This is a genomic window from Klebsiella sp. 54 (genome assembly GCF_018223875.1).
Classification (GTDB): domain Bacteria; phylum Pseudomonadota; class Gammaproteobacteria; order Enterobacterales; family Enterobacteriaceae; genus Klebsiella; species Klebsiella quasipneumoniae.
Genome location: NZ_JAGRRA010000005.1, coordinates 226,000 through 241,210, shown reverse-complemented (window position 1 = coordinate 241,210; position 15,211 = coordinate 226,000). Strand labels below are relative to the sequence as shown.

At 55.6% G+C, this 15,211-nt stretch carries 13 protein-coding genes; 7 read left to right on the top strand and 6 right to left on the bottom strand.

Translation table 11 applies throughout. The features are described from left to right. Positions 1–13: 13 nt before the first annotated feature. Positions 14–1,774, bottom strand: coding sequence for a tannase/feruloyl esterase family alpha/beta hydrolase (locus tag KHQ24_RS14485; protein ID WP_064151096.1), 1,761 nt, complete (start codon positions 1,772–1,774; stop codon positions 14–16). Positions 1,775–2,398: 624 nt separating this feature from the next. Between KHQ24_RS14485 and bamA the strand changes: the two genes are divergently transcribed. Together bamA and iraM are read left to right on the top strand one after the other, a co-directional pair. Then, a complete protein-coding gene (bamA, locus tag KHQ24_RS14480) occupies positions 2,399–4,822 on the top strand; it encodes an outer membrane protein assembly factor BamA (protein ID WP_064151097.1) in 2,424 nt (807 codons plus the stop codon). A 510-nt stretch (positions 4,823–5,332) separates the two neighbouring features. Continuing rightward, complete coding sequence (gene iraM, locus KHQ24_RS14475) at positions 5,333–5,686, top strand: anti-adapter protein IraM (protein WP_004206315.1); 354 nt, start codon at positions 5,333–5,335, stop codon at positions 5,684–5,686. Positions 5,687–5,724: 38 nt separating this feature from the next. On the opposite strand, the gene KHQ24_RS14470 is transcribed toward iraM, so the two are convergent. From KHQ24_RS14470 to KHQ24_RS14460, 3 genes are read right to left on the bottom strand one after another with little or no spacing between them, the layout of a single operon-like run. Beyond that, on the bottom strand, positions 5,725–6,486 hold the full coding sequence (locus KHQ24_RS14470) for an inositol monophosphatase family protein (protein ID WP_211777334.1): 762 nt from the start codon (positions 6,484–6,486) through the stop codon (positions 5,725–5,727). Positions 6,487–6,496: 10 nt separating this feature from the next. Next, complete coding sequence (locus tag KHQ24_RS14465; RefSeq protein ID WP_043519228.1) at positions 6,497–7,516, bottom strand: LacI family DNA-binding transcriptional regulator; 1,020 nt, start codon at positions 7,514–7,516, stop codon at positions 6,497–6,499. Beyond that, a complete protein-coding gene (locus KHQ24_RS14460; RefSeq protein ID WP_004206319.1) occupies positions 7,513–8,283 on the bottom strand; it encodes an MBL fold metallo-hydrolase in 771 nt (256 codons plus the stop codon). Before KHQ24_RS14460 ends, KHQ24_RS14465 begins: the two co-directional genes overlap by 4 nt. A gap of 162 nt (positions 8,284–8,445) precedes the next feature. Between KHQ24_RS14460 and KHQ24_RS14455 the strand changes: the two genes are divergently transcribed. Genes KHQ24_RS14455 through KHQ24_RS14440 form a run of 4 tightly spaced genes read left to right on the top strand, consistent with a single transcriptional unit; the run spans position 8,446 to position 12,394 of the window. After that, positions 8,446–9,477 carry an ABC transporter ATP-binding protein gene (locus KHQ24_RS14455; RefSeq protein WP_211777333.1) on the top strand — a complete coding sequence of 344 codons (1,032 nt, stop codon included), beginning with the start codon at positions 8,446–8,448 and terminating at the stop codon, positions 9,475–9,477. A gap of 29 nt (positions 9,478–9,506) precedes the next feature. Then, complete coding sequence (locus tag KHQ24_RS14450; protein WP_043519229.1) at positions 9,507–10,646, top strand: extracellular solute-binding protein; 1,140 nt, start codon at positions 9,507–9,509, stop codon at positions 10,644–10,646. A 60-nt stretch (positions 10,647–10,706) separates the two neighbouring features. Then, positions 10,707–11,537, top strand: a complete 831-nt coding sequence (locus KHQ24_RS14445; protein ID WP_004206325.1) for an ABC transporter permease — start codon at positions 10,707–10,709, stop codon at positions 11,535–11,537. Further along, complete coding sequence (locus KHQ24_RS14440; protein WP_053810870.1) at positions 11,537–12,394, top strand: ABC transporter permease; 858 nt, start codon at positions 11,537–11,539, stop codon at positions 12,392–12,394. Before KHQ24_RS14445 ends, KHQ24_RS14440 begins: the two co-directional genes overlap by 1 nt. Before the next feature lie 46 nt (positions 12,395–12,440). Here the strand turns inward: KHQ24_RS14440 and KHQ24_RS14435 are convergent, their stop codons facing one another. After that, entirely contained in the window at positions 12,441–12,722 is a 282-nt protein-coding gene (locus tag KHQ24_RS14435) for a YjcB family protein (RefSeq protein ID WP_002885064.1), read from the bottom strand. A gap of 509 nt (positions 12,723–13,231) precedes the next feature. Here KHQ24_RS14435 and KHQ24_RS14430 point away from each other — a divergent pair. Further along, positions 13,232–14,836, top strand: a complete 1,605-nt coding sequence (locus KHQ24_RS14430; protein ID WP_017900108.1) for an EAL domain-containing protein — start codon at positions 13,232–13,234, stop codon at positions 14,834–14,836. On the opposite strand, the gene soxS is transcribed toward KHQ24_RS14430, so the two are convergent. Beyond that, the gene (soxS, locus tag KHQ24_RS14425) at positions 14,821–15,150 is read right to left on the bottom strand and encodes a superoxide response transcriptional regulator SoxS (RefSeq protein WP_023291646.1); all 330 of its coding nucleotides are present in this window, start codon (positions 15,148–15,150) and stop codon (positions 14,821–14,823) included. The two genes, KHQ24_RS14430 and soxS, sit on opposite strands and share 16 nt — an antisense overlap. Positions 15,151–15,211 lie beyond the last annotated feature (61 nt).

The following is a 15,211-nucleotide window of genomic DNA, read 5'->3' as shown; positions in this document are numbered from 1 at the left end:
AGGAGCCCTGGATTTATTGAACGGTGAGCTCGCCGTGGCGAACCTGATAATTTTTTTGGTTATCAGGGCCAATATAGTCGCTGGCGGGTTTTGCCACCTGCAGATGACCAAACGCGGTTGATTGCTCTGCATGATAATTTTCGCCGTCATTCACGTTGCCGTGCCCGTTATAACGGGCAATGGCCGGGAAAGGATACACCGGACGCGTTGCGATAACGGCTGGAGCGGCGTCAGCGTAAGGCTGACTGACTTTCTGCACGCCGTGAAACTGCGTTTGGGCATCTGGTTTTTCTGTCATCGGCGGCAGCCTGGCGGCGGCTGGCGCCCGTTTGCCGGCCATAATCTCTTGCGGCGCGATGCCTTCCTCGGTCCAGCGCATCAGCGGGGTAAGGAGATCAATTTGATCGTAACCTTCGCCATTACCGCAATGTGCTACCCCAGGCAGCAGGAATAACCGCAGGAAGGAATCCGTTGCGGCATGGCCCATCTCTGCTTCTACGCCGCGGTAATAGGCGATAGAAAAGGCTGGGCTGACGGAGTCATCGGCCAGACCGTGCCAGAGGATAAGCTTGCCGCCGCGCTGCTGATAGGCATGAAGATTGGTATTTACCGCATTATAGAGCGGTGCCAGTTGAGCGACGGCGTCAAAATTCTGCTGATTAAGTGGGAAATCCCGCATCGATTGGATCTTCTGTTTTCCTCCCGGCAGGAGCACGGATTGCAGAGCCGGTAGTACCATCATTTCCGACATTGAGTGGCCGGTCGGCGTCTCCGGCACCGGCCAGCGTAGCTCGGAGCCCAGCGGAAGACCGCCAGCGACGAACTGGGCGCCGTGGCTGTCGTAAGCGCCGCGGTAGAGCTTTTTCACTACCTCAATCTCTTCCTGTGTCAGGCAGGCGGAACGGTCCTGAGCGTTGGCAGGACAGCGGGGGAGCCAAGTCTCAGAGAACTGACAGGCATAGGGGTTTTGCAGGATGCCGTCCTGCACGCCGGAAAGCGTCGGGCAATGAGCCAGTATGGCCTGGTGAATCAAAGGTAAGCGATCTTTCAACAAGATAGCGGTACCGTCCGGACGCTGATTGGCGGCCACATTCCAGCCGTGGAAGAAGGAGTTCTGAAACTGGAAAAAGGCCGCTGGCGCGCCAGCGCTGATACCGTCAAAATCCTGCGGAAAGCGCTGCGCTTCCATCAATGCTTCGCGACCGCCGTCTGAGCAGCCCATAAAGTACGCGTACTTTGGCGGCTGGCGGTAAAGCGTCTGCATCACCGCTTTAGCCAACACTGCGGTCAGGTGGTTGGCGCGCCAGGCAAAATCGATGCGCTTTTGCGGATCTTCGGCCCATGACGCATCCATCATACTGCCATGGTGCCCCATATCGGTTGCTGCCACCACAAACTCGCCGTTCATTGCCGGCAGGCAGCCGCTGGCATTCGACAGACTCAGGTTAATACTCCCGCACAGTCCGCCGCAGCCGACCTGCAAGAAACGTTGACTCCAGCGCTGGGTCGGCAGGGCAATCTGCACGCCAATCTGGGGGGCGATAGTGGCGCTCACCTTGCACCAGCTTCCCTGCGCGGAGGTCTGCATTTCAGTGTGGTTGATCGTGACCTTTGCGCCAACGGCGGCGCTGAAGTCGGTAGCGCTTAGCGCATCGCATGTTAGCGCGGGGAGAACAATCGGCAGACTGGAGGCCGCCTGCGTGGGTGAAGCGAACGATAACCCAACGAGGGTGCAGAGAATGATAGGTAACATCGTTTTAAGTAAGCGTGTCATACGCGATTCCCTGTGATTGATGATGGGAGGCGGCAGGATGGTGAAGCCTATGCCTCACCTTCCCTGGCGAGGCGCCACTGCTTGGCTATTGTAGATAACGATAGATTTTCCTTGATGCCTTGATAAGGCGTCCCTACTGTATTCTGCTATTTTGAGGAAAATATGGAGATGTTCGCCATCGGCGTCTGGCGGTGAATACAAGATAGAATGTTGTGATGTCGATTGCATAATTTATTCAATTTCTCTTCATTATATTTGCTGGCTTTAAGAATATGATTGTGCCTGTTCCTGGTGATTCCAGAGAACAACATTCCTAACGAGATCCTTCCCCCTTTCCATTAGCAAGAAAGGGGGCTTTTTCAATAAAGACCGTTCAGAAAAATCTAAATATAGCTCTGGTGTTGGCCATTAGAACCACGGCGTTCAGGAAAAGTTCCATCATTAAATATATTTTTAAAGATGATTTAACATCCTTTTTTTCTCCATTTTGTCGCCATAATTGCATGTAATTCTGCGCCTCGCTCAGGTTATTTCTGTCGCATATCTTAGATACGCATCCTGAACAAATAAGCTCAACGCCAGCAGATAACTGCTATTGCTCATTATCTCGTAGACGACACATTCATGTTAAAAAAGACTCATATCATCAGCGGATTATTGATTACCCCTTTAACGTTGTACGCCGCAACCTCATATCAAGTTGATGATATCCGTTTTGAAGGGCTGCAGCGCGTGACCGTCGGGGCGGCGCTATTAAGTATGCCGTTGCACGCGGGAGAAGCGGTGACGGCAGAGGAAGTCAGCGAGGCAGTGCGCGCGCTGTATGCGAGCGGCAATTTCGAGAATGTGCAGATCCTGCGCGATGGGAAAACGCTGGTGGTGCAGGTTAAGGAGAGGCCCACTATTGCCAGCATCAGTTTTTCCGGGAATAAGTCGGTGAAGGATGATGCGTTAAAGGAAAATCTCACCGCGACAGGTATTTCAGCAGGTAGCGCACTGGATCGAAATTCGCTTAGCGAAATAGAAAAGGGGTTGCAGGATTTCTATTACAGCGCGGGGAAATACAGCGCGCAGGTTCACGCTGTGGTGACACCGTTACCGCGTAATCGCGTTGACTTAACGTTCGTCTTTCAGGAAGGCGTATCGGCGAAAATCGCACAAATAAACATTATCGGTAATCAGGCGTTTCGGGAAGAGACGCTCCTGGACCAGCTTCAGCTACGCGATAATGTGCCGTGGTGGAATGTGGTAGCGGATAAAAAATATCAGAAACAGAAGCTGGAAGCCGATCTGGAAACGCTGCGCAGTTTTTATCTCGATCGCGGCTATGCGCGCTTTGCGATCCAGTCCACGCAGGTCAGTATGACGCCAGATAAAAAATCCCTGTATATCACCATCACCCTCAATGAAGGCGAACGTTATCGGGTCGACCGAACTCAGGTGACAGGCGACCTGGCGCAGCATGGACCGGAGATCGAGGCCCTTGCCCAGCCGCTGGCGGGGGCATGGTATAGCGGGGCGCAAGTCACCACGGTTGAAAATGAGATCAAAAAGCGTTTTGGTAAGTATGGTTATGCCTGGCCGCAGGTGACGACCACGCCGGAAATCGATGACGCGCATCATCGTGTGACGCTGCATATTCAGGTCAACGCCGGCCGCCGTTACTCGGTACGCCAGATCCGCTTTTCCGGTAACGACACCTCCCGGGACGCGGTGTTACGTCGTGAAATGCGCCAAATGGAAGGGGCGTGGCTCAACAACGAAAAAGTCGAGCAAGGGAAAGTACGTCTTGATCGAACGGGTTTTTTTGAGAACGTTGAACAGCAGATCGTTCCGGTCAATGGAACGGCAGATCAGGTCGATGTGGTCTACAAGGTGAAGGAGCGCAACACCGGCTCATTCAACGTGGGCCTGGGATTTGGTACGGATAGCGGCGTGAGCTATCAGCTTGGCGTGACGCAGGATAACTGGCTGGGTACGGGCAATAGCGTGAGCTTCAATGGGACGCGCAACAGCTATCAGTCTTATCTTGAACTGGGGGCGACGAACCCGTGGTTTACCGTTGATGGCATCAGCCTGGGCGGAAAGATTTTTTATAACAGCTATGATGCTTCCGATGCGGATGCCGGGAGCTATAACCAGCAGAGCTATGGCTTAGGCAGTACGCTAGGGTTTCCCATTAGCGAAAATAACTCCCTGAACCTGGGGCTGGATTATGTCCATAATCGCCTGACCAATATGGATCCGGAGCTGACGACCTGGCGCTACCTCAGCTCTCGGGGAATCGAGCCCAGCGTGGTGACGAAAGATGGCGACAGTGGCGCAAAATATAGCGCCAACGATTATTTTTTGAGTCTTGGATGGGGCTACAACGATCTCGATCGCGGCTTCTTCCCGCGTGCGGGAAACAAGAGCAGCCTGAGCGGTAAAGTGACGCTCCCTGGTTCGGATAATAGCTACTACAAACTCTCTTTTGACACCGCCCAGTATCTGCCGCTGAGCGAAAACAAGCGCTGGGTCTGGATGGAACGCCTGCGCGCAGGCTATGCTGGCGGGTTAGACGGCAAAAGTGTGCCGTTCTACGATAACTTTTACGCTGGCGGTTCGTCGTCGGTGCGCGGCTTCTCTTCTAACACCATTGGGCCTAAAGCGGCCTATTACCGCTGCAATGGTAGCGAAAGCAGCTATAGCGCCTGCCCGCTGGACGCCTCGTCTGATGCGGTCGGCGGGAATGCCATGGCGGTGCTGAACAGCGAATTTATCATTCCAACCCCCTTTGTGAATGACAAATACGCCGATAGTCTGCGAACCTCGCTGTTTGTTGACGCGGGGACGGTCTGGAGCACCTCCTGGCACAACACCACGCAGACGCTGGCGGCAGGTATCCCTGACTACGGCGATCCGAGTCATATTCGTCTCTCCGCGGGGATTGCCGTGCAGTGGATGTCTCCCCTTGGTCCACTGGTCTTCTCCTGGGCAGAGCCGTTTAAAAAGTACGATGGTGATAAAGCAGAACAGTTTCAGTTTAATATCGGCAAAACCTGGTAGGGCCTCAGCGGGGCTTGTTAAACCGGCGTGGCAATATTCTGTGGACTGTCTTCCGACATAGCGCTAAGGAATGCGATCTGGCGGGACTCCCGCGACATTTACCCGAGCGCGGTCTGAGGGCCTCGCGGAGCTGGTGACGTACGACGAGGTAACCGCGCAATAAATAGCTGCCTGCTACGGTCCTCTTTTCTTGCCAACCGCGGGTAATGCTCAGTGCTGCATCATCTAATACCAATGACTGAGGCCTCATCCAGAGGGACTAAGACGTATTGTCAATTAAGTTTATATTATCTTATTTTTTATTATATTTTCTTTTTTAAGGTTAATTTGGCTGTTTTTTATCAAGCCTAATCATAAATTTCGAGAGGGAAATGAAACGTTACTAATAATGGGTTGTGTTGTTAGGAATTGTCTTAAGTCACATAATTGTCAGGGACGCTTGCGGTTTATAATAATGAATGCTATCACTATATACGGTAACAATTTGTAGCATCTGTATAAGGAAGGAATATGAAATGGACTATTCTTAATACTCTGATCTGCCCGCAATCCGGCATCGCCTTTTCGGCAATATCCAGTCTGCGTTTCTTAAAATTTATCATGTGGTACGAGGCCGATGTGATCCTGCTGCCCGGCGAGTCGATGAAGCTCTATTCCTCGAGAGTTTTAATTAATGACCAGTATCATTCATTAAAAATCTACAATATTACGGTGTACGATGAGGCGCAATGGGAAAAATTACGTGAGCGGCCATCTTGCCCATACCATGCCGGCGGCGAGCGGTCTGACTCCTGTTTTTACCAGTCCTTTTGCGCAATTAAGCGCTGTCCGAATAATATTCCCCGCAGCGAACCCTGGCGGTAGTTAGTCCACGCCGCCGGCCAGCCGCCGGCGGCGTGGCGTTATTTCGCCAGCAGGGCCGCCAGCCGCGGCTGGACGCTTGCGCAGCCCGCCAGCACGAGGTTGCCTCTCCGCAGACCCTCATTGGCGAGAAACGCATTGCACTTTCCACCCGCCTCCTCAATCAACAGCATGCCTGCCAGCGCGTCCCAGCTGTTCATATGCGCTTCATAATAGGCATGGAGCTGGCCGGCGGCGACATGCGCCAGCATCAGGGCCCCCGCGCCGAAGCGGCGATATTCCAGGCCGACGTCGAGCAGGGTCGCGATGGCCCGGGCGTAGTCGCTGGCCGGGGCGCGGCTGGAACGGCCCATACCCACCACCACCGCATCCGGATCCGGTTCGCGTAGCGTCAGACGCTGGTCGTTGAGATACGCGCCTTCGCCGCGGCCAGCGAAGAAAAACTCATCGCGATCGGGAGCGTAGATAATGCCAAGCGTCAGCTCGCCCTGGCATACTCGCGCCAGCGAGATACACCAGTAATCCATACCGAGGATAAAGTTGGTGGTGCCATCGACAGGGTCGAGCACCCAGACGGTCTGTTCATCGCCAGCAAAACCGCTCTCCTCGCCGAGGAAACCCTCCTGGGGAAAATGGGCCTGCAGCCAGCCTTTAATCTGTTGTTCTACCGCGAGATCCGCCTGCGACACAAAGTCCTGGCGCGATTTTTTATCGACCTGTAATCCCGCATCGCGCAGCGCCTGGGCGTGGGCGCCAGCCTGGCGAATCAAGTCGCATAATGATTCTCGTTGTGCTTCCGTCATAGTCCTGCTCTCAGATAACAAAGGGCGACGTGCGCCGGTGAATTAACGTCACCTCCACCCAGGTGGTGCGTGAAGGTTGTAAAGGGTCGGCGGCGCGCTCCTGCAGCCGGGTAAGCGCCTGGCGGGAAATCGCCGCCACATCCTGATGTAGGGTGGTGAGCTGGTAGCTATATTGCGCGGTCGGCGGCGTGTTATCAAAACCAATCAGCTGGTAATCCTCAGGCGCCTGTTTGCCGCGCTGGCGCATTCCATCGAGAAAGCCACAGGCAAGCTGGGCATTGGCGCAAAAGATCCCCTCAGGCACCTCGCCAGCGAGCGCCGCGGCCTGCTCACCGCCGACGTAGCCCTCTTCCGGACAGGCGAGGTGCGCCAGGTCGCGTTCGATGTTCACTCCGCGCGTCTGTAGCGCCCGGCTGAACGCTTCCCCGCGCATGCGTCCGGCCCAGGTGGAAGGGTGAGTATTGAGCCAGCCGAAGCGCCGACAGCCGCTGCGCAACAGCTGGTCGGCGGCCAGCTCGGCGCCAGCGGCGTTATCAGAGCAGACATAATCCACCCCGGGGATCGTCGGTTGACGGTTAATGCCCACCACCGGAATATGCTGGTGAACGCACTCGTTCACCAGCGCTTCCGGCGGCTGGCCGGAGGTAACGATAACTCCGGAGACGCGAAACTGAGCGAAACGGCGCAGGGTGTGCGCCAGATCCTGCTCGCTATGGATCTCGCTCACCAGCGCCTGAAAGCCCTGGCGTTGGATCTCGTTGAGCAGGGCATCAAGCAGGGCGCTGCGAAAAGGATCGCTGATGCGCGAGACGATCACGCCGATTAAGTGGCTGCGCTGGCGGTTCAGCCCCTGGGCGAGGAAATTAACCTGATACCCCAGCTCTTCGGCGGCGCGCAACACCCGCGCCCGGGCATCGGGAGAGATGCTGCCGTTGCTGCTCAACGCCCGGGACACCACCGCCCGGGAGACGCCCGCTCGCCGGGCAACGTCCTGGGCAGTGACGCTGGGTTTACGGGGTGCAGGGCTCATAGGATATGCGCCTCGTCGTTAAACGTGGGACGCGGCAACGTTAAGGCGAGCCCATCCCGGGAAACGAATAAACCCGGCCACGGCTGGCAGGCCTGCTTCAGCGCCGGCAGGGAAGCGTCCTCGCAGTGATAGAGCCCCAGCGCCGGGAGCTGCAGCGTTCTGAACAGCATCAGGCAAGAGGGGAAATCGCCATGAGAGGCGTCATCGTCCAGAGCCGCCACCGAGGCACACTCCTGAAACGCCAGCCCGGCGCCGGCCATCAGGGCCATCGAGTCGGCGGTCGGCCGGCCATCGCCGCTGTAAAACAGCGTCTGCCCGGCAATGGTGATACGGATGGCGCGATTACTCAGCTCATGCTGGGTGGGGGCAGTACGGATCTGCCAGTCCTGCCACGTCCAGGCGTCGCGACACGCTTGCCAGTCGAGGGTGAAGCCAAGCTCCGCCTGCGGCCAGTTCGCCAGCGCGGCCAGCTGCTTGAGCACCGGCTGCTGCGCCGGCTGGCAGTAGATAATCAACGGCTTCTGGCGGGAGCCGCTTTTCCAGTAATTCAGCAGCGCCGTCAGACCGGTGCAGTGGTCCGGATGAACGTGGGTGAAGTAGATCGCGTCGATATCGTTGACCCCGCCGCCGCGCTGCCAGAGCGCGCGGGGAACGGTGGGGCCGCAGTCGATTAACCACTGTTTGTTGTCCGCGTCGATTACCCGCAACGCGGAAGTATTTTGCGTGCAGGAAAAGGCGCTCCCGCAGCCAAGCACATCTATTTTCATTTACCCTCGCCAAAAATTTTTGCCGCTTAATTAAATTGTCATAAATACCCGACAAAGTAGGCTCACATCATGTCGAGTCAACGTTGCATTTTTTTTACAGCTAAATGAACACGTGTTCATACCAATAAAAAATGCCCGCAACAGCGCTTTCAGGTAGCGAATATGAGTTATTTAAAGATCTCTGGCCTTAAAATTAGTTATGGCGATAAAGTGGTTTTACATAATATCGATCTGGCGGTCGAGCAGGGGGAGATGATCGCCCTGCTCGGCCCTTCGGGATGTGGAAAAACCACCCTGCTGAATGCCCTCTGCGGTTTTATTCCGGTGGAAAGCGGGGAGATCGCCATCGCCAGCCGATCGATCACCCATCAGGCGCCGGAGCAGCGCAATATCACCATGGTGTTTCAAAGCTACGCCCTGTGGCCGCACCTGACGGTGGCGCGCAATATTGGCTATGGCCTGAAGCTGCGCAAATGGCGCGGGGCGGATATCACACGGCGAGTGGCGGAGCTGCTACGGATCGTCAATCTCGACGGGCTGGCTGACGTGAAGGTGACCGAACTCTCGGGCGGCCAGCGGCAGCGGGTGGCACTGGCGAGGGCGCTGGCGATAGAGCCTCAGGTGCTGGTGCTGGATGAGCCGTTATCTAATCTGGATGCCAAAGTGCGGCTCAATGTGCGCCATGAAATTAAATCTCTGCAAAAGAAACTCGGCTTTACGTCATTAATTGTCACCCACGATCAGCAGGAGGCATTAGTGATGGCGGACCGAATTGCGGTATTAAACCAGGGGCGAATTGAGCAAACCGGCACGCCGGAACAAATATATCAGCGACCCGCGACACCCTTCGTCGCTGATTTTATGGGCGCCGATAATAAAATAACCTCTGATGAAATATCCGCTGCCGCAATATCCGGTTTATCGGCTGCTCAGCAGGGTGAAAAAGTCATTTATTTTCGCAGCGCCGATGCCACGCTCGCTGAATTAACGCAGCCCGCGCCGCAGGAGGGGCTCGCCCTGGAGGGGATGGTGGAGCAGAGCGCGTTTCTGGGCAATCTGTATCGCCACAGCGTGCGCTGCCATGACCGCCTGCTGCAGGCCGACTCCGCTCAGTGCTGGCCGACGAAAAGCCGCGTCAGGCTCCATGTGCCCATGCCGGCCCTCCATATTTTTCCTTTACCACCATCACAGTGATATCAGCGTGTTCATTCTGGGGACAATCCATGTTTACTAAGACGAAAGCAGCGATCTTAACGACCCTCTGCCTGAGCGTTAGCGCCCAGGCCGACACCTTTCTTAACGTCGCCACCGCGGGCGATCAGAATATGGTGGATTACGTGAAAACCTGGCTGGGGCCAAAATTTGAAGCCGCTCATCCCGGCGTCAAGGTGCGGGTGATCGGTACCGGCCCAGGCGACGCCGGGTCGAATAAAATTAGCGAGAAGCTGAGCGCCCAGCAGGAGAGCGGCGCGCAGCAATGGGATATCGACGTCGCCGTGGTGCATCAGAAGGCGGGCGGGGAGCAGGTGGAAAAGGGATTGCTGCAAAAATATCGTCAGGATATTCAGACCGGCGGCATGGTGAGCTCGCCGAGCGTCACCCAGGCGCTGGGCGTTAACGTCGACGGATACGTCATGCCGATGTTCTTAAGCCAGACCGCTATCGCGTGGAACAGCGATCTCGTCAATACGCCACCGGCGTCGTATGACGAGCTGGTGGCCTGGACGCAGAAACATCCTCAGGCTTTTGGCTATAACGGCATCAAGAACGGCATGTCCGGCGTTAGCTTTGTGGTGGGCTGGATCTACGCCTACGGGACCGACGCCGAGCGCCTCTCCTCCGCGCCTTATGATAAAAGCGTTGAAAAGGGCTGGCAGCAAGCCTATGAGAAACTGAAGGCGTTCAATAAAAATGTCACTTTCACTCCGGGCAACGCTGGAACGCTCGACATGCTAAGTCGGGGAGAGATTGCCATGGGCCCGGTATGGGTCGACATGTTCTATAGCTGGAAAGATCAGGGCAAGCTGCCGCCATCGATTAAGCTCGCTTTACTGGCCCCGGGCATGCCGGGTCAGCCGATGTATTACGTCATTCCGGCGAAAGCGGCGAATCCGCAGCTGGCGCGCGACTTTATCGCGCTGGCCACCAGCCCGGAAGTGCAGGCGCAGGGGATCGTTAAGCAGTTCAACTGGTATCCGGGCATCGACGCCGGGCAGGTGAAGCCGAAGCTGGATGCAGCGACCTGGCAAAAGCTGTTTGCCGAAATCTCGCCAGAAGCGTTGGCGAAGTATGGCAAAAGCTTCCCGATCGCCCCCTACTTTGACGATATCAAAGAGGGTTACGAAAGCCAGGTGGCCAATTAACCCTTTTTCCAGCCCGGGTCGCCGACCCGGGCGCTTGCTTGTGCCAACGCCAGGTTCTTTATGTCCAGTTCATTAAAATATTTGCTGCTGGTTGCCCCGGCCGCGCTGATGGTCGCGATCCTGTTTTTGTATCCGCTGGGGTTTTCGCTGGTCTCGGCGTTTACCGCGCCGGGACAGCCGTTCACCCTCGATCATTTTCGCAAGGTCTACGCGCTTTACGCCAACGATGTGCTCTTTTCGCTGCTTATCGTGCTGATCTCGGTGGCGTTGTTAGCGCTGATCGCCATTACCCTGTCGGCAGTGATTGCGCTGTCGCCTTGCCGGCCCGTTGTTCGCCTGCTGGGTTTTTTGTATCGCCTGCCGCTGTTTATTCCTTTTATCGTCGTCGCTCAGATGATGCGCACTTTTCTCGCCAAAAATGGCCTGATGAACAATGCGCTGGTGGCGGCCGATCTGGTCAGGCCGCTGGAGACCCTCTCCTGGCTGGGATGGAAGGGAATTGTCATTACCTTTGTCTGGAAGCAGCTGGCCTTTGCTACGCTGTTGATCTGCGGAGCGATGGCGGCGCTGGAGCCGTCGCAGATCCTCGCCGCACGTAACCTTGGCGCCTCCCGGCCGCGGCTGCTGTTCGATATTATGCTGCCGCAGGTCCTGCCGACCATCGGCGTGGCGCTGGTGCTGTCGACGGTAACCATGATGTCGGTGCTGTCGGTACCGCTGATGATCGGCGTGGGGACACCGACGATGCTGACCGTGGATATGGCGTTTCGCGTCAATTCCTATGGTGATTACGCGGTGGCGAATGCGCTTGGCGTGGTGTCGCTGGCGATCTGCGGCGCGCTGTCGTGGTTTTACCTGCGCCATAGCCTGCAGCAAAAAGGCGGTGAATGATGAAAGCGCTGAATCTTGCTTCCTCTCCGTCATGGTGGGTAAGAGGACGCCGTAAAGTGAACGCCAGCCCGGTGCTGCAGAGCCTGCTGCTGCTGTTTATGCTGCTGGCGATGTTTGGCCCGCTTCTGAACCTGTTGATCTGGACCGTAGCGGAAAGCTGGTATTTTCCCCATTCGCTGCCCAGCCAGTGGGGCCTGAAGTACTGGTATCAGGTTTTCAATCCGTACAGCGATGTCTCCAGCTCGCTGTTAACCAGCATACTGATCGCCCTGCTGTCGGTGGGGGTCTGTTTGCTGATTTCCGTTCCCGCCGGCTATGCGCTTTCCCGGCGGAAAATGCCGCTGCGGGTGCTGTTTATGCTGCTGTTTCTCCTCCCGCAGGCCTTTCCCAACCTGACGGTATACATGAATATTGCTCGTCTGTTTTACCAGTGGGGCTTGAACGGAACTATCGCGGGGGTGGTGCTGGTGCATAGCGTCCATGGTCTGATGTACTCGGTGTGGATCTGTGTGGCCGCGTTTTCAGCCATCGACCCGCTGCTGGCGCGGGCATCGCGTAACCTGGGCGCCGGACCGGTGTATACCTTCTGGCACATCGTGCTGCCGCAGGCGGCGCCAGGGATCGTTGCCGCCTGCATCTTTGTTTTTCTGGAGTCGTTGGATGAGTTTACCGGCACCTTCTTCGTCGGGGCGCCGGATATCACTACGCTGCCGCTGCTGCTCTATAACGCCAGCATGTCGGGTAACTATCAGGTCTCGTCGATTACCGCGCTGATTTTGCTGGTGCCATCGCTGCTCTTTATGGTGGTGATCCATAAATTTATGCGTCCGGAGATGATGGCGAAATTGGGGAAATAAGAGCTGCAGAAAACGAAAAAGCTTCCCGTCGGGAAGCTTTTTAACCTCAGGTCATCATCATTGGCCATTCTGGCGGCGTCTGACTCATGACTTCAATCATCACATCTTTGATATTGCCCCAGATTTTGGCAATATCGAGCAGGGTGATGCCGAGCAAACCGGTGGCGAACCAGCAGGCGGCGGCAAGGCCGAGGCAGCTGCAGATCACCGCCAGACCGGCGTAATCGCTTTTGCGAAGCTGAATATTCAGTGAGCTGGCGAGAAACATGAGTACTGCGCTCACCAGGGGCCAGCGCAACAACACGACACTGGTAGTAATGGAAGCCATTAACCTATCCTCAAAGAAAGTCGGGGAGCCATGGACGACCTGGCGCGACTGACGATGGCATAGCGCTCTGGTCTCAACTGGCGTACTAGAGAGTGATGAAACGCCATTTCTGTTTCATCAACTTGTGTGAACTATATCACACTTGGCGCTTTCTTCACCAGTCAAAAAATGAGCTTTCGCTGCGTTTAATAGCAATGTTATTTGTGTGGATATTAGTGAGCAACCCCCGCTGATCTTATTTTCATTGCCTTGCTAATGATTATTATTCTGCGGGTTTTATTACCTGTTCTTGTTTATTACACGGAGAAACCGAGTCAGATACGCGTCTATTCTTAATCTTGGCGGAATATCTTCCGAATACCTGATAAATAAGTATTATTCTTCACCATCAGGGGTAAAGCTGACGCCCGTGAGGGCTGGCAGAAAATCTGCTGATGTCTATCGCAGTCGCGATTGCTAACGTGTTTGGTCTACCTTAATTAAGGCATATCGCATGGATGTAAGCGTAAATGGGTGACAGTGCGCCGCATAAGGCGCTAAGGCTCATCGGAACGGGTTTGGTTATTTTATTGCCAGTGGTACTGGCATTGTGGTTTGCCCAGCTGCGGGCGAAAGCCGAAACCATTGATCAATTACACTCATTTTCGCAGCTGGCGCTGCAAAAAACGGAAATGGTCATCCGCGAAGCGGATCAGGCCCGGGCGAAAGCCAGCCAGTATCGCGGGGAGCTATGCTCAGCGGACCATCAGCGTTATTTATTGCATATCGTTCGTGGCCTGCTGTATGTGGAAGATCTGATCTACGCTAACGGCCAGCGCTTTATCTGTTCAACGTCCGTTCATCAGCAAACCGGCTGGCGGATGCCGGCGGCCAATTACACCAAAAAGCCGGATGTCGCGATTTACTATTACCGGGACACGCCGTTTTATCCGGGCTTTGCCATGAATTATATGCAGAAGGGGCCCTATGTGGTGGTGGTCAATCCCTTCTCGTACAGCTCGGTAATCGCCAGCGATCGCGATTTAGCCTATGGCGTGTTCGATACCAAAACCAACCTCTTTTTCTCGGTGAGTAACAATGTCGAGCCCGCGGAGCTCCATGCGTTAATTCGCGAAGGCGATACCTTTTTTAATCAGAATGGCCGGGTGTATACGATAGCCCGCTCCGCTATCCGGCCGATCGCCGTCATTATGTCCACCTCGCGGGCCAGCTATTATCACAACTTTTGTGACCAGGCCAGCCTGACGCTGCCGCTGGGGATCATCTGCAGTATTTTACTGGTGCTGGTGTGGTCGCGCACCCGCCGTCAGTATCACTCGCCGCGCAATATGCTGCAGCGGGCTCTGAGCTGCCGCCAGCTGCGCCTGCACTACCAGCCGATTATCGATATTAAAAATAACCGCTGCGTCGGGGCGGAAGCGCTGCTGCGCTGGCCAGGGTTTGACGGCCCGGTGATGAACCCGGCGGAGTTTATACCGCTGGCGGAAAATGAAGGCATGATTGCCCAGGTGACGGACTACGTGGTGGATGAGCTGTTTTACGAAATGGGCGAGTTTCTTGCCAGCCATCCGCAGCTGTACGTGGCGATCAATCTCTCTGCGTCGGACTTCCACTCGGCGCGGCTGATTTCACAGATCAGTGAGAAAGCGCGCAGCTATGCGGTCTGTATCGGGCAGATCAAAATCGAAGTAACCGAGCGGGGGTTTATCGACGTACCGAAGACCACGCCGGTGATTCAGGCGTTCCGCGAAGCGGGCTATGAAATTGCCATCGATGATTTCGGTACCGGCTATTCGAATCTGCATAATCTGCACGCCCTGAACGTCGATATCCTTAAAATCGATAAAACCTTCGTTGATACGCTGACCACCAACAACACCAGCCACCTGATTGCCGAACACATCATCGAGATGGCGCGCGGGTTACGTCTAAAGACTATCGCGGAAGGCGTGGAGACGCCTGAGCAGGTAAGCTGGCTCTACAAGCGCGGCGTGCAGTATTGCCAGGGCTGGCTGTTTGCGAAAGCGATGCCGGCGCGGGAGTTTATGCAGTGGTTAGCCAATGCGCCCGCGCCCGTGAACGTGCCTCAGCCGCCGCGTCACGCGGAGATCTGATGGCGGTAGTCGCTGGGGGTGCGGTCAAACTCCCGGCGGAATACCCGCGAGAAGGTTTGCTGCGAGACATAGCCCAGATCCATAGCGATATCAAAGATCGGCCGCTGGGTGGTTCGCAACGCCTCCGCCGCCAGCAGCAGGCGGCGCTGACGAATATAATCCCCCAGCGTCTGATGCATCACGGTGCGGAACATCCGCTGCAGGTACCACTTCGAGTATCCTGACTTTCTGGCGACTACATCAATGTTAAGTGGTTGATCGATATGTTCATCAATCCATTCAATCAGTGTTTGAATAATATCCTGATGGGACATAAAGCGGCCTCTCTCAATTCTCGATTCGTCGTTTTGTCTGCGGGCGAGTATAATTCCTCAA

Coding starts and splice junctions, on each gene's coding strand:
- KHQ24_RS14485 (WP_064151096.1), bottom strand. CDS start 1,774: ATGACACGCTTACTTAAAACGATGTTACCTATCATTCTCTGCACCCTC.
- bamA (WP_064151097.1), top strand. CDS start 2,399: ATGTTAAAAAAGACTCATATCATCAGCGGATTATTGATTACCCCTTTA.
- iraM (WP_004206315.1), top strand. CDS start 5,333: ATGAAATGGACTATTCTTAATACTCTGATCTGCCCGCAATCCGGCATC.
- KHQ24_RS14470 (WP_211777334.1), bottom strand. CDS start 6,486: ATGACGGAAGCACAACGAGAATCATTATGCGACTTGATTCGCCAGGCT.
- KHQ24_RS14465 (WP_043519228.1), bottom strand. CDS start 7,516: ATGAGCCCTGCACCCCGTAAACCCAGCGTCACTGCCCAGGACGTTGCC.
- KHQ24_RS14460 (WP_004206319.1), bottom strand. CDS start 8,283: ATGAAAATAGATGTGCTTGGCTGCGGGAGCGCCTTTTCCTGCACGCAA.
- KHQ24_RS14455 (WP_211777333.1), top strand. CDS start 8,446: ATGAGTTATTTAAAGATCTCTGGCCTTAAAATTAGTTATGGCGATAAA.
- KHQ24_RS14450 (WP_043519229.1), top strand. CDS start 9,507: ATGTTTACTAAGACGAAAGCAGCGATCTTAACGACCCTCTGCCTGAGC.
- KHQ24_RS14445 (WP_004206325.1), top strand. CDS start 10,707: ATGTCCAGTTCATTAAAATATTTGCTGCTGGTTGCCCCGGCCGCGCTG.
- KHQ24_RS14440 (WP_053810870.1), top strand. CDS start 11,537: ATGAAAGCGCTGAATCTTGCTTCCTCTCCGTCATGGTGGGTAAGAGGA.
- KHQ24_RS14435 (WP_002885064.1), bottom strand. CDS start 12,722: ATGGCTTCCATTACTACCAGTGTCGTGTTGTTGCGCTGGCCCCTGGTG.
- KHQ24_RS14430 (WP_017900108.1), top strand. CDS start 13,232: ATGGGTGACAGTGCGCCGCATAAGGCGCTAAGGCTCATCGGAACGGGT.
- soxS (WP_023291646.1), bottom strand. CDS start 15,150: ATGTCCCATCAGGATATTATTCAAACACTGATTGAATGGATTGATGAA.